The sequence below is a fragment of the Aminobacter sp. DSM 101952 genome, from assembly GCF_001424795.1.
Classification (GTDB): Bacteria; Pseudomonadota; Alphaproteobacteria; order Rhizobiales; family Rhizobiaceae; genus Aminobacter; species Aminobacter aganoensis.
Window position 1 is genome coordinate 257,576 of record NZ_LMCL01000023.1, and the last position, 18,285, is coordinate 275,860.

The window sequence follows — 18,285 nt, forward strand, 5'->3', positions numbered from 1 at the left end:
CGCTGAAGTCGCACCCGCGATTTCAGCGCCAAATCCACAGCCCCGCCAGCAGGATCACCTCCGCCGCGACGATGCCCACCAGCACCTTACGGCCGAGGCAGAGATAGGCAAGAAAACCGCCGGCGGCTGCGCCGAGGCGCAGGGCGAGCGACATGTCGGCCAAGGCGCCGCTCGGGAAGACGATCAGATTGCCGATGACGGCGGCGACCAGCGCCGTGGCCAGAGCCCGCACAAGCACCAGAAGATCGGAATCGTCGGAGATGCGGTCGCCGAGATAGACGCCGAGGAAGCGCCAGGCGTCGGTGGCAAGCCAGCCGCCGACGAGGATGAACAGGAACGGCCACCACCAGGTGTCGAGCGCATCGAAGGTCATCGCTTGGCTCTCCGCCGCGAGAGCAGATGAAAGGCGAAGGCGATGCTGCCACCGATCAGCCCGGCACCGAGCAGGTCGAAGCCGGGAACAACGAGATGCAGCAACGGCCCGAGGACGAGGCCGATGGCCATCGCCACATGCCCTGCCCGCTCGCGCGCCGATCCCCACAACGAGGTCAGGAAATACATCGGCGTGAGCAGGAAAAGGGCTGCCGACACCACCGGCGGCAAGCTGTCGGCCAGGACATAGACAACGCCCACGACAACCATGTTGACGAGCACCAGCGTCGAGCCGAGCCCGGCATAATAGCTGGTGCGGACGTCGCGCGGGATGCCACGCAGCCGCTCCATGGCCAGCACCCATGAGGTGACAGCCACAAAATGCGACAGGAAATAGAGCACCCAGCGCGGTGTTCTCGGCCCGCGCATTTCGGGCACCAGGGCCACCACCATTGGCGCCAGCCGGATGGACGACAACGCCACGGCGAAGGCGGCGGCTGGCAGCGATGTCCCCGACAGGATGGCGCCGACGAGCACCACCTTGGCCGGCAAGGCCCAGACCATGCCAACCATGAATACCGTCTGCACCAGCGTCAGCCCCGCTTCCTTGGCTAGACCGGCAAAGCCAATGAAGGCGCTGGCCAGGATGAGGCCGGGAACCGAGAATGCGGCCCGGACGCCACGCAGGTACCAGAGGCGGCGTATCGAAAAATCCGGAATGGGAGAAGCGTCGTCAGCGGGCATTGCCGACGCGCATAGCATGGCTTTCCCGCCAAGTCAGCGGCCCAGGGCGGCCAGATGCATCACGGCTGCGCTCACAGGCGCATCAAATCCGGCGGGCGAAGAGGTTTCCTTAACCATTTGGCCACGGCGAATGTGTAGCTAGACGTAGTGAGGGCGGGAGGAACGGCCGGACCATGACAGGTGCACTTCTGCTCATTCTGCAGGCGGTCATTTATTTCGTCACCATGGCTGCTGTGTTCCGTGCGCGCCACCAGTTCGGCATCGGCATCTTCGTCTGCGTCCTGGGCGTGATGCACTTCCTCGAGACCTATCTCGCGGCTGTCTTCTTCGTGCAATTGCCATTCGGGCTGATTTCGCCCGGCTCGACCGTGATGTTCTCCGGCAAGTTGATGATGTTCCTGCTGCTCTACATCAAGGAGGACGCGGAAACCGTTCGGCAACCCATCTACGGGCTGCTCGTCGGCAACTGCCTGATGGTGGTCCTGGCGCTGATCCTGCGCCTCTATGGCGGCGTCGCCGAACTGCCGGGCTATCGGCCGGACCTCACCTTCCTCGACGACATGGGTATCCTGATGATCTGGGGCACGGCATTGCTGTTCCTCGACAGCATCGCCCTCATCCTGATCTACGAAAAGCTCGGGCAGCGCATCGCCAATACGCTGTTCAGGCGCATCTTCCTCAGCGCCGCGATCGTACTGACCATCGACCAGTTGATGTTCTTCATCGGGCTTCACCTGGTCTCCGGCGTGCCGGTCAGCGCGCTGTATGGAGGTTGGATCGCCAAGATGGCAGTGGCAGCGCTCTACAGCGCACTGCTCGTGGGCTACCTCCGCTACATCGAGACCAAGCCAACCCTGGCCGGACCCGAACCCCTGCTCCAGGTCTTCGACCGCCTGACCTTCCGCCACCGCTACGAGGACCTGCTGCAGAAGACCGGCAAGGACATGCTGACCGGCACGAGCGATCGCGGCCAGTTCGAGGCCCTCGCCCAGTCGCTGATCGACCGGGCCTTGGCCGAGGGCAAACCCGTCAGCCTGTTGATGATCGACATCGATCATTTCAAGAACATCAACGACCAGCACGGCCATGTGACCGGCGACAACGTCCTGAAGGATGTCGCGCGCTCGCTCGGAGGCTCGCTGCGCAGCGGCGACCGCCTGTTCCGCTACGGCGGTGAGGAATTCGTAGCCATCTGCCATGACCTGGACAGAGCCGATGCGGCAACGCTGGCCGAGCGGCTGCGCGCCAATGTCGAGGCCACCACCTTTGTCGAAGCCGGCGTGCGCGCCACCGTCAGCATCGGCGTGACCACCGCGGATGGCGGTCCGGTGTCGACGGAGCGAATGATCAGGGATGCCGACGCGCGTCTCTACAGCGCCAAGAGACAGGGGCGAAACCGCGTCGAGAGCGCGCCTGCCGGCTGATAAAAAGAAGCCCCGTCTCCGGGGCTTCTTCGTTTGCAATCAACCCTTTCGGGGCAATTGTGGAACCAGGCTGCGCTTGCCGCCATCCTTGCCCTTGGGGTCGGACTTCGGCTTCTGCGCCACAGCCTTCTTGGCGACCGGCTTCTTGGCCGCCGCCTTCTTGAGCTTCGGACGGTCGGCCGGCTCTTCCTTCTTCGGCTTGACCGGCAGTTCGTCGGCCAGGGTCTCGAGCTTCAGGCCGGTCTCGCCGGTTTCCTTCTTCTCGACGGTGACACGCACCGTGCCGCCCTTCCTGAGTTTGCCGAACAGCACCTCGTCGGCCAGCGGCTTCTTGATGTGCTCCTGGATGACGCGGCCGAGCGGACGCGCACCCATGCGCTCGTCGTAGCCCTTCTCGGCCAGCCAGGCGATCGCCTCTTCCGACAGATCGAAGGTGACGCCACGCTCGGAGAGCTGCGTCTCCAGCTGCATGACGAACTTCTGCACGACCTGATGCACCACCGGCACTGGCAGCGAGCCGAACGGAATGATGGCATCGAGACGGTTGCGGAACTCCGGCGAGAACAGCCGGTTGATCGCTTCCATGTCGTCGCCCTCGCGCTTGGACGAGCCGAAGCCGATAGCGGCCCGGGCCATATCGGAGGCGCCCGCATTCGTGGTCATGATCAGGATCACATTGCGGAAGTCGATCTGCTTGCCGTTGTGGTCGGTCAGCTTGCCGTGGTCCATGACCTGCAACAGGATGTTGAACAGATCCGGATGGGCCTTCTCGACCTCGTCGAGCAACAGCACGCAGTGCGGATGCTGGTCGACGCCGTCGGTCAGCAGACCACCCTGGTCGAAGCCGACATAGCCGGGAGGCGCGCCAATCAGGCGGCTGACCGTGTGGCGTTCCATGTACTCCGACATGTCGAAGCGGATCAGTTCGACGCCGAGCGACAAAGCGAGCTGCTTTGCCACTTCGGTCTTGCCGACGCCGGTCGGGCCGGAGAACAGGTACGAGCCGATCGGCTTTTCCGGTTCGCGCAGGCCGGCACGGGCCAGCTTGATCGCCGAGGACAAGGCGGTGATCGCGGTGTCCTGACCATAGACCACGCGCTTGAGCTCGACCTCGAGGCCGGCCAGCACCTTCTCGTCGTCGGCCGAAACCGTCTTCGGCGGGATGCGGGCCATGGTGGCGATCGTCGCCTCGATCTCCTTGATGCCGATGGTCTTCTTGCGCTTGCCTTCCGGCAGGAGCATCTGCGACGCACCGGTCTCGTCGATCACGTCGATCGCCTTGTCGGGCAGCTTGCGGTCGTTGATGTAGCGCGCCGAAAGCTCCACCGCGGCCTTGATCGCCTCGTTGGTGAACTTCACCTTGTGGAAGTCCTCATAATAGGGCTTGAGGCCCTTCATGATCTCGATGGCGTCGTCGACAGTCGGCTCGTTGACGTCGATCTTCTGGAAGCGGCGGACGAGCGCCCTGTCCTTTTCGAAGAACTGGCGGAACTCCTTGTAGGTGGTCGAACCGATGCAGCGGATGGCACCCGACGACAGCGCCGGCTTGAGCAGGTTGGACGCATCCATCGCGCCGCCCGACGTCGCACCCGCACCGATGACGGTGTGTATCTCGTCGATGAACAGGACCGCGCCCGGATACTCCTCAAGCTCCTTGACGACCTGCTTCAGGCGCTCCTCGAAGTCGCCGCGATATCGCGTGCCGGCGAGCAGCGTGCCCATGTCGAGCGCAAAGATGGTGGCATCCTCGAGCACCTCAGGCACGTCACCTTCGACGATGCGCTTGGCAAGGCCCTCGGCGATGGCCGTCTTGCCCACGCCGGGATCGCCGACATAGAGCGGGTTGTTCTTCGAGCGGCGGCACAGCACCTGGATGGTGCGGTTGATTTCGGACTCGCGGCCGATCAGCGGGTCGATCTTGCCGGCGCGTGCCTTGGTGTTGAGATTGACGCAATAGGCCGTCAGGGCGTCCTGCTGCTTCTTGCCCTTGCCGGTCTCCTCGCCTGCCTCGCCGTTCGAGCCGTGCTGCTCCTCGTCCGCACCGCGCGGCGCACGGGTCTCGGTGGCGCCGGGCCGCTTGGCGATACCGTGCGAGATGTAGTTGACCGCGTCGTAACGGGTCATCTGCTGTTCCTGCAGGAAATAGGCGGCGTGGCTTTCGCGCTCGGCGAAGATGGCGACGAGCACGTTGGCGCCCGACACTTCCTCGCGGCCGGACGACTGCACATGGATCACCGCGCGCTGGATGACGCGCTGGAAACCGGCGGTCGGCTTGGAATCCTCGTCGTAACCGGTGACGAGATTGTCCAGTTCGGTATCGATATAGGTCAGTACGGTCTGCTTGAGCTCGTCGAGGTCGACGTTGCAGGCGCGCATGACGGCGGCCGCTTCGGTGTCGTCGATGAGGGCGAGCAGCAGATGCTCGAGCGTTGCATATTCGTGATGACGCTCATTGGCGAGCGTCAGCGCCTGGTGCAGCGCCTTTTCGAGGCCTTGGGAGAAAGCCGGCATTCAATACCTCACTTCTTCTCCATCACGCATTGCAGCGGATGCTGATTCTGTCTGGCGAAATCCATGACCTGGGACACTTTGGTCTCGGCCACTTCGAAAGTGTAGATCCCGCATTCGCCGACGCCATGGTTATGGACATGCAACATGATGCGGGTAGCGGCCTCCCTGTCCTTCTGGAAGAAGCGTTCGAGCACATGCACGACGAATTCCATCGGGGTATAGTCGTCGTTGAGGATAAGCACGCGATAGAGGCTCGGCCGTTTGGTCTTGGTCTTCGTACGGGTGATGACCGCCGTGCCTCGGCCTGGACCGTTGCCGCCCTCGTCACCGTTCTGCATCCGCGCCACGTCGAGCCGTGTGGCCTCCAAGCCGGTCGTCAATCTGGTTCTGCCCTTCATCAATTCCGACACACCTCGTCATGTAGGTGTCATCGGAAGGATTTTAAGCCCTTCTGACGTGCTGACAATATGGCGACCACGGCTAGCGGGCCCGATTTGCCAGAAACGTGAATTAGCGACGCAAAAGAAAAACAAAAAACCCGGCTGCGCGGACGCAACCGGGTCAATTCTGGCGGATCTTTCGACCAGCCTACCTGAAATCAGGTGTCAGCCTGTCACTTCGCCTTGGCGACGAGCGACTCAAACGGCTTGTAGGCGTCCTTGGCCAGTTCGGCATAAAGCTCGCCGAGCTTGGTCGCTTCTGCCACGAAGCCTTCATAGGCCTGCTTGGCATAGTCGGTCTGGATCTCGACGGCCTTCTCGAGCGACTTCACGCCGAGCAGCTTCTCAACGGTGGCTGCACCAGCTTCGAAGCTCTTCTTGGTATAGTCGGTCGTCTCGGTGGCGATCGCCTGCGCGCCCTTGGAGAGCGATGCGAAGCTCTTCAGGCCGGTGTCGACGAATTCCTTGCCGTATTTGCTGAAATCTTCATAGGTCTGGGTCATCGCTGCATCCTTTCGGGTTGGGAGCGCTGCGCTATGTGATTGTGCGATGCAGCCTAGATATTGTGCAACGCACAAAATGTCAACTGACCCAGCGTCATGTGCAGAGCGCGCCGCACAAACCCGATTCCCTAAAACTAGACTAAAGCCCGAGCAAAAGTGTGAACGAGCCGGTTACCATAAACGGATTGGTAACGCTGTAGCCCTACGTTGCATCGATACGGGGCAGGAACCTTTGCCGCCCCATGCAACAATAATTCAAGGGTGTAACAGTGCGTCAAGCGTTGCCGGGCAAAGTTCTGAAGTCGGCCATCTCCATCAAATCATTCATGGTTTTCACCCTCGCAGCAGCCATTGGCCTGTCGTCGGTGGCGCCCTCTTCCGCCGCGAAAGACAGCCGCTCCGCGGCCATCGTCATCGATGCCAACACTGGCGAGACGCTCTACTCGTCGAACGCGGATTCCCGTCGCTATCCGGCATCGCTGACCAAGATGATGACGCTTTACCTGACCTTCGAGGCCCTTTCGAAGGGCCGGATCAAGAAGGACAGCAGGGTCGTCTTCTCGAAGAACGCAGCTGCCGAACCGCCGACCAAGATCGGCGTCAAGGCTGGCGGTTCCATCAGCGTCGAAGCCGCCATCCTGTCGCTGATCACCCGCTCGGCCAATGACGCCTCGACGGCTCTTGGCGAGATGATCGGCGGCTCCGAGGAGAATTTTGCTCGGATGATGACCGCCAAGGCGCGCAGCCTCGGCATGAAGGGCACCGTTTTCCGCAACGCCAACGGCCTGCCGAACACCGCGCAGTTCACCACCGCGCGCGACATGGCCAAGCTCGGCATCGCGCTGCGCGAGCACTATCCGCAGTACTACGGCTACTTCTCGACCCGCAGCTTCGCTTTCGGCCGCCAGCGCATCGCCAATCACAATCGGCTTCTCGGCCGGGTGAAGGGCGTCGACGGCATCAAGACCGGCTACACCCGCGCGTCGGGCTTCAATCTCGTTTCCTCGGTCCAGGACGGCAATCGCAGCCTGGTCGCCGTGGTTCTTGGCGGCACCAGCGGCGCCAGCCGCGACAACAAGATGGCCGGCCTGATCAAGACCTACCTGCCGCAGGCCTCCAGGCGCGGCGGTGGCGACCTGATCGCCAAGACCGACACGCCGATGCCCGAAGTGACACTGGCCAAGGTTGCCCTTCCCAAGCGCGACATCCCGACACCAGATACCCGCCCTGTCGCCGAGACTGTCGAGGTGGCGGAAGCCATCTCCGACGACGAAGTGGCCATCGAGGAAGAAGTCGTCGTTGCAGCCGCGGTGCCGGCCACCAAGCCGACCATCGGGCTTGCCAGCAAGCCCAAGATCGCCATGGCCTCGGCCGAGCGTTTCGGCGGCAACATACCCTTCCAGATCCGCAAGCCGAAGGATCGCGCTCCAACCGCGGAAGCCATCGAACAGGCCTATGCCGAGCCGGCTCCCGCCGTGGCTGCTCTCGACCAGATGAAGACCGCCTCGGTCCCCTCGGGTTGGGCCATCCAGGTCGCGTCCTCGCCGAGTGACGGCGAAGCCCGCGCGATCCTCGACAAGACCGCCAAGCGTGTGCCGCAGGTTCTTGCCGACGCGTCCGCCTACACCGTGCCCTTCGAGAAGGGCGGCGTGACCTATTTCCGTGCCCGTTTTGCCGGGTTCGAATCCAAGGATTCAGCCTGGAACGCCTGCAACGCCCTGAAGAAGAAGAAGATCGCCTGCTACGCGGTCGCGCAGTAGGCGCCCTGCCAACCTCCTGGAAAAGTAGTGTGTCGAAGGAGAGTTAGTGATGATCGGAGAGAAGGACGTCCTTGGCTTCGTTGATCCTCGCCGCGAGGAAAGACGAGCCACCCAGGTCGGGATGCAGGCGCTGAATCAGTCGTCGATGCGCCTTGCGGACATCCGCCGCGGCGGCCCCCGCTTCAAGACCAAGGACCTTGTAGGCCTCCTCCTTAGTCATGGCGCCAGAACCTGGCGGAACACGCAGCCCGTCGTCACCGTCAGGCTTCGGGTCTTCGCGCCAGGCGGGAAACCTGCCGTCAAGGTAGGTCTCAAGTAGCTGGAGGCTTTCCGGGTCGCCGGAAAGCTCCCTGCACAGCGCCTTGAGTTCGACCAACCCCAGCGAGGCCAGCGATTTGCCTTCCTCGCGCCCGGCCAGCACCACGCCCTGCAAGCCGCCGCTGTCGTGATCCAGCTCCATTTCGAGAGCTGCCGTACGCACCGTCGAGCGTTTCCCCGGCGTCTTGCCGGCTGAACGCCCCCTGCCGCCAGCCGCATACCAGGCCAGCGCCGCCGAGATCAGGCCACCACCGATGGCCGCCCGTCCGAGCAACAGCAAGACCACGCCGACGAGCCCCAGCACGACCGGCCCGGCCAGCTTCAGCGCCCGTGCGAGCTGACCCGCGTCGGCGCGCAGGAAGGCGGTGGCCACAAGGCCGGAAAAGACCAGGACAGCCGCGATGACGGCAAAAACTGTCATGGCGCCTTGCCGCTCTTCAAATGCTCGATCATCAGCATATCCTCGGGACGCCCCCTCGCCTGCAGCGCCTTGATTCCACCGGTCGCAAAGACAGCGACTGCCGACAGCAGCTTCGACAAGGTCGCCGCCGCCTTGCTGTCGAAGCGGAACCAGGCCCCCTTGGACAGCCGGGCGATCTCCTTGAAGGCCCGTTCAGCCTCGGCGTCATGCCCCTCCTGGAAGACGAAAGCCGGCAAGCCGTGCAGGCCCAGCCGACCGGCCTTCTCGGCCAGCTCGTCGATGTTCTCTTCCATCGCATCGCCGATATAGACCAGCGCATCGACCTTGGCGGTGGAGGTTTCCTTGAGCGCATGGGCCAGCACCTTGCCGACCTGCGTCTGGCCGCTGCGGCACTGGATCGAGGTCATCAGGCTCTTCAGCGAGCCCGTCTCGGCGACGAATTTCGATGCCCGGCATTCGCCAAGCCCGCGGAAATAGACCAGTTGCACGTTGAGCCTGCCGGTCTTGCCGACGGCATCGAACATCTGGCCCTGGAGTTCGCAGGCGAGATCCCAGGTCGGCTGCCGACTCATCGTCGCATCGAGCGCGAGGATGAGCCGCCCGCCCGCCTTGCCCGGCGCGAGCGCGCGCGCCTGGCGAACAAACGCATCGATGGCTGCTGCGTCCGAACGGCGCTCTGCCGGCGGACGATTTGCGGACGTAACCGGGGGCCTGTTTTCGTCGCTCATCAGCAAAGAAGATGTGGCGGCGCGCGTTTGCTTGCAAGCCCGTCTTTGCGAGATGGCCCGAGCCGGCTAAAGCAGGCCGAGTTCCGCGAGCTCAAGCCGTAGCTTGGGTGGCATCTCGGCGAGTGCGGCATTGCCCTGGCCAAGATCCACCGGCGCCTCGGCGATCTTGAGGTAGCGCCAGCCCTGGAACGCGCGGCGCGGCTGCCAGTCGGTGCGCACGACGGTCGGCTCCAGGATGAGGTGGCAACGGCCGATGCCCTCGGCATCGGTGAAGGGACGGATTTCGAGCAGGCGCTGGCGGCACTGCACATTGCCCTTGATGACCCAATACAGCGACCCGCCATCGGTCAACTCGGCAGCGCGCGTCGGCACCATGCGCGTGGTGTGGAACTGCTCCACCGGCTCGCCGGCGCGGCGGCGCTCGTCGAGGCGGAAGGCGATCCATTCCTCGAGATCCTCGACGCTGTCGCAACCGACGCAGAGCTTGATCAGGTTCAGTGACATGGCCCGAAACTAGTGCCTCGTGCCGGCGCATTCAACGCCGGCAGGAGTTTTGCACAGGCTCAGCACTCGACGACGTTGACCGCGAGGCCGCCCAGGCTGGTTTCCTTGTACTTCTCGCTCATGTCCATGCCTGTCTGGCGCATCGTCTCGATGGCGGCATCGAGCGGCACGAAGTGCTTGCCGTCGCCCTTGATCGCCAGCGACGCCGCGGTGACCGCCTTGACCGCGCCAAGCGCATTGCGTTCGATGCACGGCACCTGGACGAGGCCGCCGACCGGGTCGCAGGTCATGCCGAGATGGTGCTCGAGCGCGATCTCGGCCGCGTTCTCCACCTGCTCGGGTGTCCCGCCCATGACCGCGCACAGCCCGGCAGCCGCCATGGCAGAGGCCGAGCCGACCTCGCCCTGGCAGCCGACCTCGGCGCCTGAGATCGAAGCATTGGTCTTGATGATGCCGCCGACGGCAGCCGCCGTCAGCAGGAAGTCGCGGATGCTGTCCTTGTCGGCCTCGACATGGAAATGCAGCCAGTAGCGCAGCACGGCGGGAAGCGTGCCCGCGGCACCGTTGGTAGGTGCCGTGACGACGCGGCCGCCCGCGGCGTTCTCCTCGTTGACGGCCATGGCATAGATCGACAGCCAGTCGTTGGCGAGCAGCGGGTTCGGCCGGTTCTGGCTCCACTGCTCCTGCAGCTTGTCGTGGAGCTGGCGAGCGCGGCGGCGGACCTTCAGCCCGCCCGGCATGATGCCGTCCTGCGACAGGCCACGGTCGATGCAGCGGCTCATCGCGTCCCAGACCGCATCCAGGCCGGCGTCGAGGTCGGCGCGCGGCATCTGGGTCTCTTCGTTGGCACGCTTCATCTCGGCGATTGAAAGCCCGCTGCGCGACGCCATGGCCAGCATGTCGACGGCATTGGCGAATGGATAAGGCACGCGCTTGCCCGCTGCGGGTGTCGCGCTCTTGGCCTTCATGCGCTGCAGTTCCTCCTCGGAGACGACGAAGCCGCCGCCGATCGAGTAATAGATGCGCTTGAGCAGCAGCCGATCGCCGCCGTCATAGGCATAGAAGGCCATGCCGTTGGCGTGGCCGAGCAGCGGCGTCTTCTTGTCGAGCACGAGGTCGACGGCCGGATCGAAGCGATAGGATGGATGTCCGGGCGGCGAGACGTGCTTGTCTCGACCGATCTGCTCGACGATGGCGTCGGAGGTATCAGGATCGACTGTGACGGGCGTAAGGCCGGTCAGGCCGAGAACGACGGCACGGTCGCTGCCGTGGCCGACGCCTGTATAGGCCAGCGAGCCATGCAGGCTGGCACCGACGCGGTCGACCTTGGCACCCGCCGGGCGCGGCCAGTCGCCGCCCAAGATCTCGTCGAGGAAGCGCGCGGCGGCCGTCATCGGCCCCATCGTGTGGGAACTCGACGGACCAATGCCGATCTTGAACAGGTCGAATACCGAAAGAAACAAATCTCACTCCCTGCGACGGCGGCTTCAGTCGCATATGTATACGATCATTCCGTCGTTTTCACGTCTGTCGCTAAGCGCGATCCGACGCTGTTTGCTCAGCGCGCGACATTTGGAAAAATGCCGAGCTTGCGCAAGGCCATAAACGCAAAAAGCGCGGCCATGCCGCGCTTTTTGTATCCAATCCTGAGGGTAAGGGATCAGCCGCCTGCCACGACTGCCGCCTTTTCGGCGCCACCGCTGACAAGCCAGGCAAGAAGGAGAAAAACCGCAAAGCCAACCACTGCCTTGGCCGTGAGGCCCCAGCAGGATTTCTGAACGCCGTCATCCATGATGTATCGCAAGACCCTTTTCGTTCGGCGAGCAGGCGGTACATCCGCCATTCCAGCTCTTTCCGAGTGGGACTGCTGGATACGACTTTGCCGGCGCGTTCGCAACTGCAAAAAATGGCCAAAGCGTGGCGAAATGCGCATACCAGCCATGCAGCCATCAATCCAATTTTAATCAAATCAGTAACTTATGCCAAATCAGCCATTCACGGATTTTAAACTCCTGTGGCGGCACCACGGCGAACAGGCGCCCTCGAATTCCTGCCTATCGCCATGCTAGCTTGAAGCCGATGATCGGCGATTCCTTCTCCATGACCGGCCCCCTGAGCGGCCTCGACATTGCGGCGCTGGCGTTCTTCCTCGCCGGCTGGATTTTCCATGCACTTGGCGCCGAGGGGCATATCGTCAGGCGCCTGTCGCTGACCCGCGCCATGAATGCCCAGCGAGCCGCCTGGATGGCAACGATGGCCCGGCGCGAGGTCAGGATCGTCGACACGTCGATCATGAACGGCCTGCAGCAAGGCACCGCCTTCTTTGCCTCGAGTTCGCTGATCGCCGTCGGCGGCTGCTTCGCCCTACTTGGCGCCTCCGACCGCGTGCTGGCCATACTGAGCGACGTGCCCCTGGCGGGCGCCACCGCGCGTCCCCTGTTCGAGATCAAGGTCATCGGCCTGATCATCATCCTGGCCTATTCGTTCTTCAAGTTCGGCTGGGCCTACAGGCTGTTCAACTACTGCTCGATCCTGATCGGCGCGGTGCCCCAGCTCGGCTCGCGCAGCGAACCGGACGCCGAGATCGAAACCGCGGTGTTGCGGGCGACGCGCATGAACCAGCTCGCCGGCAAGCATTTCAACGCCGGCCTGCGCGGTGTGTTCTTCTCGATCGGCTATCTCGGCTGGTTCATCGACCCGCGCGTGTTTTTCCTCACCACGGTCATTCTGCTCGGCGTGCTGATCCGACGCCAGTTCTTCTCCGAGGCGCGCAAGGCGGTCCTGGTTCAGGACTCCGGGCCTGGCAACGGGCTGTCGATCCGGCCGGACAGCCAATAGGCCACGAGCCCGATCCACTCGCGCACCGCCATCGTCGTGTTCTGGAGTGAATCGGCAGGGTTGTCGGTGAACAGGCCGACGCCCTCCTCGCCCGACGTGCGATAATCGACCGGCCAGGCAACGACGGAGAACTCCGCCTTGGCAAACAACGCCATCGACCGTGGCATGTGGAATGCAGAGGTGACCAACAGCCAGGTTTCGCCGGACCTGGGCGTGACCAGTTCTTTCGAGAACAGCGCATTCTCATAGGTGTTGCGTGAACGGTTCTCGAGGATCAGCCGATCGCGTGAAACGCCGAGCGCCTCGAGCAGGCGTGGAGCCGTGTCGGCGTCGCCCTCGCCGTCCAGCATCAGTGCGCCGCTGCCGCCCGACACCACGATCCTGGCCGCGGGATAACGACGGGCCAATATGGCCGTCTCGACGAAGCGGTCGCCGCCGCTGTTGAGTTCGTAGCCACCGCGCGCAAGGTTGATGGCACCCTCGAAACCACCGCCGAGCACAACGACACCGTCGACCTGTTCGGGAACCGGCGGGCGCGGAAACCGCTCTTCGAGCGGGTTGAGCATGAGTGCGCCAAGCGACGTCCAGGCAGCGGCTGCCAGGAGCAGTGCCGCAAACAGTGTCGCAGCACGAAACAGGCGCCGCCGGCCGAAGTAGCTGACGACCAGCCCGGCCAGCAGCAGAAGGATTGCAAGATTGAGCGGCTGGGCGAAGAACCAGAAGATCTTGGACAGATAGAAAAACAAATCGTATTGCCGCCTGTGCTGTGAGTCTCGACGGCAAATTTATTACATCGCGAGTTCGTAAAGAACGACCCCGGTCCTAGACGACATCAGCTGCGTCACGTGCCCTGCCTGCACCAGGGCGGCAAGAAGTTCCCTTACCCTCTCCTTGCTCATGCCGGTTTCCTTGGAGATTCCGGTGATCGTACGGCGCCGGTAAGCCATGTTGTTCAGCGACGCCACGATCTGCTTTTCGTCGGCCGACATCGGAGGCAGGTCCGCCGGCGGCTTGACTGCCTGGATCTTCGCGCCCGGCATGCCCTGGTCGCCGGCCTCGATCTGCTCGGAAATCAGCTCCAGATTGCTTTCGGCCTTTTCACTGACCTTCTCGATCTTCGATTCATTCTTCTTGGCAAGATTCAGCGCCTTTTGCGCCAGGCTCTCGATGAAATTCGGGGCCGTAGCCCCGGCCAGGACACAGAAGCCGGCGACGATGAGGATCTTGCCGGCCACAGACGAAAGCGACTGCGCGGTCAGGATGTCGGTCATGATGTTGTTGTTGGCGATCGACAGAAACAGCGGAACCACCAGCGCCGCCGCTGCCCCGAGGACCAGCACCGACCAGACGGTGTTCAGATCCCAGGGCCGCCCGGCTATCTCGGGCTCTTTTGCCGACTCGAAATTGGCGGCGTATCTGGCGCAGCATCCCAGCCAGCCGGACGCGAGCATCGCAATGACCAAGCCGAAGAGCATCGCAACCCCTCCCGAAATGCCATTCAGCATATCGGAAGTTGCGTAAAATTCAACAATCTACTTACAGTTGCGAGACTATGGAGCCTGCCGCTCAGGCGCGGCCTATGCGTCTACCACCACTTCTCCGGCTGGAAGCGGCCAGCAGCCTGCTCGATGACGTTCGCCGTCTGGAACAGCGTTTCCTCGTCGAACGGCCGGCCGATGAGCTGCAGGCCGAGCGGCAGGCCATGACCGTCGAGGCCGGCTGGAACCGCAATGCCCGGCAGGCCGGCCATGTTGACCGTCACCGTGAAGATGTCGTTGAGGTACATCTTGACCGGATCGGCGGCCATGTCCTGGTCGGCGATGCCGAAGGCGGCCGACGGCGTTGCCGGTGTCAGGATAACGTCGACGCCGGCGGCGAAGGCCTGCTCGAAATCGCGCTTGATCAGCGTGCGCACCTTCTGCGCCTGCAGGTAGTAGGCGTCGTAGTAACCGGCCGACAGCACATAGGTGCCGATCATGATGCGGCGCTTGACCTCGCGGCCGAAGCCGGCGGCGCGGGTGTTCTCGTACATCTCGATGATGTCCTTGCCCGGCACGCGCAGGCCGTAGCGGACGCCGTCATAGCGGGCGAGGTTCGAAGACGCCTCGGCGGGCGCCACGATGTAATAGGCCGGCAGCGCGTATTTGGTGTGCGGCAGCGAGATGTCGACGATCTCGGCGCCGGCGTCCTTGAGCCAGGCAATGCCCTTCTGCCACAGCGCCTCGATGTCGTCGGGCATGCCGTCGACGCGGTATTCCCGGGGAATGCCGACCTTCATGCCCTTGAGCGACTTGCCGATCGCCGCCTCGTAGTCCGGCACCGGCAGGTCGACGGAGGTGGTGTCCTTGGCATCGACCGAAGCCATCGACTTGAGCAGGATGGCGGCGTCGCGCACGTCGCGGGCGATCGGGCCGGCCTGGTCGAGCGACGAGGCGAAGGCAACCGTGCCCCAGCGCGAGACGCGGCCATAGGTCGGCTTGATGCCGACGGTGCCGGTGAAGGCCGCCGGCTGGCGGATCGAGCCGCCGGTGTCGGTGGCGGTGGCACCGGCGCACAGGAAGGCCGAAACCGCGGCAGCCGAGCCGCCTGACGAGCCGCCGGGCACCAGCTGCATGTTGTCGTAGCTGCGGCTTTCCTCGACGCCGCCGGGCTGGACAAATCCGCTGCCGCCATCGTGGAAGGTCGGCTTGACGGTGGTCTGCACGCGCGAACGCCGCCACGGATTGACCACCGGGCCGTAATAGGAGGTCTCGTTGGACGAGCCCATGGCGAACTCGTCCATGTTGAGCTTGCCGAGCATGACCGCGCCATCGGCCCAGAGATTGGCGGTGACGGTCGATTCGTAGCGCGGCTCAAAGCCGTCGAGCACATGGCTGCAGGCCTGTGTGTGCACGCCCTCGGTGGCGAACAGGTCCTTGATGCCGAGCGGGATGCCTTCGAGTGCACCGCCCTCGCCCCTGGCGAGCCTGGTGTCCGATGCCTTGGCCATGTCGCGCGCCTTGTCGGGCGTGGTGGCGACATAGGCATTGAAGGTCGGATTGGCCTGCTCGATGGCCGAGACATAGGCCTCGGTCAGTTCGGAGGCGGTGATCTCCTTGCCGCGCAGCTTCTCGCGCGCTTCGGCAATCGTCAGTCGGGTCAGATCGGTCATGGCGAAATCACTTCGGTGTCAGGCAGCCGAAAGCTGCTTTTGATGGAATGCGGAATGGACGGCCAGGGCCTACTCCACCACTTTCGGCACGAGGAAGAAATTCTCGTCGGTCGCCGGCGCATTGGCGACGATGTCGGCGGCCTTGTTGCCGTCGGTGACGGCGTCGACGCGCTTCTTCATCTCCATCGGCGTGACCGACGTCATCGGCTCGACGCCCGAGACGTCGACCTCGTTGAGTTGCTCGACAAAGCCGAGGATGGCGTTCAATTCGCCGGTCATGCGCTGGGCGTCGTCTTCGCTCACCGCGATGCGGGCGAGATGCGCAACGCGCTTGACGGTCTTGAGATCAACGGACATCGAAAAAACTCCGGAAAGCCGGGAAAATGGTCAGGTCGGGCTATAACGGCGCCGCGCGCGCAGCGCAACATCGATGATCGGCCTCACGGCATGGTGACGCCGTCGCACAGATAATAGGTGCCGGCATTGTTGGTCTGGCCACCCTCGGCATCGACCGTGCGGACAGAGACGAGATCGAGTTGCGTCGGGCTGAGCTCGAGGATGGAAAGCGTGTCCGGGAACAGGTGGCCGGGCTCCTGGCAGAGCGCCGTCACCGCCCAAGCCGGCGCACGCGTGGCCCGCGTGACATTGAGGAACTCGCAATTGTACTCGACGCTTTCGATGCCTTGCGCAGACAGGATCAGGCCGCCTGCGTCGACCACCGTCTGAACCGAATCCTTCTTGGCCTGGGCGCAGAGTTCTTCGGACTGGAGATAGACGCCCTTGATGAAGTCCTCGGCGCTTGCGTCGGAAATGCCGAGCCAGAGCAGGAAAACTGCAGTGGAACCTCGCCAGTGCCTCATGCTTCGTCCCTCCCTCCCGGCGATCGGTCAGATATCAATCGCCACGCCGATTTTCGGCTGCACCACATCGACTCCCGAACCATCCATGCCATCGACGAACTGTTGCGCCGTCTGGTCGATGATCGGGAAGGTAGCGAAGTGGCACGGCACCACCGTCTCGAACTTGAAGAAGCGCCGGCAGGCGAGAGCCGCCACCGCACCGCCCATTGTGAAGCGGTCGCCGACGGGCACGAGGCCGATCGCCGGCTGGTGCAGTTCGTTGATCAACGCCATGTCGGAGAAGATGTCGGTATCGCCCATGTGGTAGAGCGTACGTTCGCCGGCGAAATGCAGCACCAGCCCGCCGGGATTGCCCAGATAGACATTGATGCCGCCGGGGCCGCCGGCCGAGGACGAATGTTGCGCGGGAACGAAGGTGGTGGTGAAGCCGCCGCAGTCGACGGTACCGCCGATGTTGCCCGGATTGATCACCTTGTCGCTGACGCCCTTGCCGACGAGATACATGCAGATCTCGAAGTTGGCGACGAGCATGGCGCCGGTGTGGTTCAGGATGGCGGCGGCATCGCCGATATGGTCGTCATGGCCATGGGTCAGAAGCACATGGGTGACGCCTTCGGCCGCAGATTCCCACGACTTGCCCCAAGAGGGATTGCCGCTCAGGAACGGGTCGATCAGGATCGTGGCGCCTGCCACTTCGATGCGGAATGCCGAGTGTCCGTACCAGGTCAGTTTCATCGTTTCGGCGTTCCTCGCAATTTCGTTGGCCAAAGGATAGAACGCACCAAGCGCCTTTCAAAGGGCCGATACGCAAATTCAAGGTGTTAGCGCTTCCAGCGCACGCTCGCCTCAAGTCAGAAGGAACGCCGCTTGGCCATCGCTACGATTGAACAACTGCCTGAGCTGCTGGCTGGTGGCAAGACGCTGGCCGGTCTTGACCTCGGCGACAAGACGATTGGCGTTGCCGTGTCCGATCGCGGCCTGTCGTTTTCGCATCCCCGCCCGGTGATCATCCGCAAGAAGTTCACGCTCGACATCGCAGCCTTGCTCGCCATGCTGGCCAAGGAAAACACCGGCGCGATCGTGATCGGACTGCCCATCAACATGGACGGCTCCGAGGGGCCCCGCGCCCAGAAATCGCGCGCCTTCGTGCGCAACGCGGCCAATCTAACCGCATTGCCGTTCGTGTTCTGGGACGAGCGGCTGTCGACGGTGGCGGCGGAGCGCGCGCTGATCGAGATGGACGTTTCGCGCAAGAAGCGCGACGGGCGGATCGATTCGGCCGCCGCCGCCTTTATCCTGCAAGGCGTATTGGACAGGCTTCAGACGCTGGGTGCCGATTCCGCCGAAGCATAGCGCGCCCGCAACGTCCTGACCTTTTCCGCGATCTGCTTGCGGCGCCGGAACGCCCAGATCGCCAGGATCAGCAGCGTGTCGATGACGAACGCCTTGGCCATCATCCACGGGATCGTCACCGGATCGACACCGAGGATCTCGCCGTAGAGTTCGAAGATGGCAAGGTTGAAGCGGCGCGACAGCATCCAGTAGCCGAAATGCATGTCGTAGATCGACAGGAAGTACCAGCCCCAGAAAAGCACCAGCGGCGCGGCCCAGAGGGCCAGGATGTAGCGCATCAGGCGTTCCTCCGAGCACATGGCGAGGTCGCAGCAATGTCTGGCAACTGGTTCAACAACACCCGCATCGGGATTCCCAC

Annotated in this window: 21 protein-coding genes; 4 read left to right on the forward strand and 17 right to left on the reverse strand. The window is 63.4% G+C overall.

Features of this window, described 5'->3' with window-relative positions:
- Positions 1–22: 22 nt before the first annotated feature.
- Positions 23–373 (reverse strand): AzlD domain-containing protein, encoded by a 351-nt coding sequence (locus ASC75_RS15315; protein WP_055977076.1) that lies wholly within the window; start codon positions 371–373, stop codon positions 23–25.
- Positions 370–1,116, reverse strand: a complete 747-nt coding sequence (locus tag ASC75_RS15320) for an AzlC family ABC transporter permease (protein ID WP_055977079.1) — start codon at positions 1,114–1,116, stop codon at positions 370–372. Before ASC75_RS15320 ends, ASC75_RS15315 begins: the two co-directional genes overlap by 4 nt.
- 173 nt (positions 1,117–1,289) lie before the next feature.
- On the opposite strand from ASC75_RS15320, the gene ASC75_RS15325 reads away from it, so the two are divergent.
- The gene (locus ASC75_RS15325) at positions 1,290–2,540 is read left to right on the forward strand and encodes a GGDEF domain-containing protein (protein WP_055977081.1); all 1,251 of its coding nucleotides are present in this window, start codon (positions 1,290–1,292) and stop codon (positions 2,538–2,540) included.
- Between the two features lie 39 nt (positions 2,541–2,579).
- On the opposite strand, the gene clpA is transcribed toward ASC75_RS15325, so the two are convergent.
- From clpA to ASC75_RS15340, 3 genes are all read right to left on the reverse strand, one after another.
- A complete protein-coding gene (gene clpA / locus ASC75_RS15330) occupies positions 2,580–5,051 on the reverse strand; it encodes an ATP-dependent Clp protease ATP-binding subunit ClpA (protein WP_055977083.1) in 2,472 nt (823 codons plus the stop codon).
- Between the two features lie 8 nt (positions 5,052–5,059).
- Entirely contained in the window at positions 5,060–5,389 is a 330-nt protein-coding gene (gene clpS / locus ASC75_RS15335) for an ATP-dependent Clp protease adapter ClpS (protein WP_055977693.1), read from the reverse strand.
- A gap of 275 nt (positions 5,390–5,664) precedes the next feature.
- Positions 5,665–5,994: a phasin family protein gene (locus ASC75_RS15340; RefSeq protein WP_055977092.1), complete on the reverse strand. Its 330-nt coding sequence runs from the start codon at positions 5,992–5,994 to the stop codon at positions 5,665–5,667.
- Positions 5,995–6,320: 326 nt separating this feature from the next.
- On the opposite strand from ASC75_RS15340, the gene ASC75_RS15345 reads away from it, so the two are divergent.
- Complete coding sequence (locus ASC75_RS15345) at positions 6,321–7,754, forward strand: D-alanyl-D-alanine carboxypeptidase (protein ID WP_082496629.1); 1,434 nt, start codon at positions 6,321–6,323, stop codon at positions 7,752–7,754.
- A 43-nt stretch (positions 7,755–7,797) separates the two neighbouring features.
- Here ASC75_RS15345 and ASC75_RS15350 read toward each other — a convergent pair whose 3' ends face one another.
- The 5 genes from ASC75_RS15350 to ASC75_RS26890 all read right to left on the reverse strand — a co-directional run bounded on the left by ASC75_RS15350 (position 7,798) and on the right by ASC75_RS26890 (position 11,517).
- Positions 7,798–8,493, reverse strand: coding sequence for a DnaJ domain-containing protein (locus ASC75_RS15350; protein ID WP_055977097.1), 696 nt, complete (start codon positions 8,491–8,493; stop codon positions 7,798–7,800).
- Entirely contained in the window at positions 8,490–9,221 is a 732-nt protein-coding gene (locus tag ASC75_RS15355; RefSeq protein WP_055977099.1) for a hypothetical protein, read from the reverse strand. Before ASC75_RS15355 ends, ASC75_RS15350 begins: the two co-directional genes overlap by 4 nt.
- 66 nt (positions 9,222–9,287) lie before the next feature.
- Entirely contained in the window at positions 9,288–9,725 is a 438-nt protein-coding gene (locus tag ASC75_RS15360; protein WP_055977101.1) for a DUF1489 family protein, read from the reverse strand.
- Positions 9,726–9,784: 59 nt separating this feature from the next.
- Complete coding sequence (locus ASC75_RS15365; protein WP_055977104.1) at positions 9,785–11,188, reverse strand: L-serine ammonia-lyase; 1,404 nt, start codon at positions 11,186–11,188, stop codon at positions 9,785–9,787.
- A gap of 197 nt (positions 11,189–11,385) precedes the next feature.
- Positions 11,386–11,517 carry a hypothetical protein gene (locus ASC75_RS26890; RefSeq protein ID WP_256371676.1) on the reverse strand — a complete coding sequence of 44 codons (132 nt, stop codon included), beginning with the start codon at positions 11,515–11,517 and terminating at the stop codon, positions 11,386–11,388.
- 308 nt (positions 11,518–11,825) lie between these two features.
- Here ASC75_RS26890 and ASC75_RS15370 point away from each other — a divergent pair, with 308 nt between their 5' ends.
- Positions 11,826–12,563: a DUF599 family protein gene (locus ASC75_RS15370; RefSeq protein ID WP_244487848.1), complete on the forward strand. Its 738-nt coding sequence runs from the start codon at positions 11,826–11,828 to the stop codon at positions 12,561–12,563.
- Here the strand turns inward: ASC75_RS15370 and ASC75_RS15375 are convergent.
- From ASC75_RS15375 to ASC75_RS15400, 6 genes are all read right to left on the reverse strand, one after another.
- Complete coding sequence (locus ASC75_RS15375) at positions 12,512–13,309, reverse strand: YdcF family protein (protein WP_055977107.1); 798 nt, start codon at positions 13,307–13,309, stop codon at positions 12,512–12,514. The genes ASC75_RS15370 and ASC75_RS15375 overlap by 52 nt on opposite strands.
- Before the next feature lie 42 nt (positions 13,310–13,351).
- The gene (locus tag ASC75_RS15380; protein ID WP_055977110.1) at positions 13,352–14,068 is read right to left on the reverse strand and encodes a YEATS-associated helix-containing protein; all 717 of its coding nucleotides are present in this window, start codon (positions 14,066–14,068) and stop codon (positions 13,352–13,354) included.
- 80 nt (positions 14,069–14,148) lie between these two features.
- Positions 14,149–15,714, reverse strand: a complete 1,566-nt coding sequence (locus ASC75_RS15385; protein ID WP_055977113.1) for an amidase family protein — start codon at positions 15,712–15,714, stop codon at positions 14,149–14,151.
- Positions 15,715–15,783: 69 nt separating this feature from the next.
- Complete coding sequence (gene gatC, locus ASC75_RS15390) at positions 15,784–16,071, reverse strand: Asp-tRNA(Asn)/Glu-tRNA(Gln) amidotransferase subunit GatC (protein ID WP_055977116.1); 288 nt, start codon at positions 16,069–16,071, stop codon at positions 15,784–15,786.
- A gap of 83 nt (positions 16,072–16,154) precedes the next feature.
- Positions 16,155–16,574, reverse strand: a complete 420-nt coding sequence (locus ASC75_RS15395; protein WP_055977119.1) for a hypothetical protein — start codon at positions 16,572–16,574, stop codon at positions 16,155–16,157.
- 27 nt (positions 16,575–16,601) lie between these two features.
- Positions 16,602–17,309, reverse strand: a complete 708-nt coding sequence (locus ASC75_RS15400) for a metal-dependent hydrolase (protein WP_055977122.1) — start codon at positions 17,307–17,309, stop codon at positions 16,602–16,604.
- Between the two features lie 132 nt (positions 17,310–17,441).
- On the opposite strand from ASC75_RS15400, the gene ruvX reads away from it, so the two are divergent.
- A complete protein-coding gene (gene ruvX / locus ASC75_RS15405; RefSeq protein WP_055977126.1) occupies positions 17,442–17,927 on the forward strand; it encodes a Holliday junction resolvase RuvX in 486 nt (161 codons plus the stop codon).
- Here the strand turns inward: ruvX and ASC75_RS15410 are convergent.
- Positions 17,894–18,205 carry a DUF6105 family protein gene (locus ASC75_RS15410; protein WP_055977699.1) on the reverse strand — a complete coding sequence of 104 codons (312 nt, stop codon included), beginning with the start codon at positions 18,203–18,205 and terminating at the stop codon, positions 17,894–17,896. The genes ruvX and ASC75_RS15410 overlap by 34 nt on opposite strands.
- Positions 18,206–18,285: the final 80 nt, after the last annotated feature.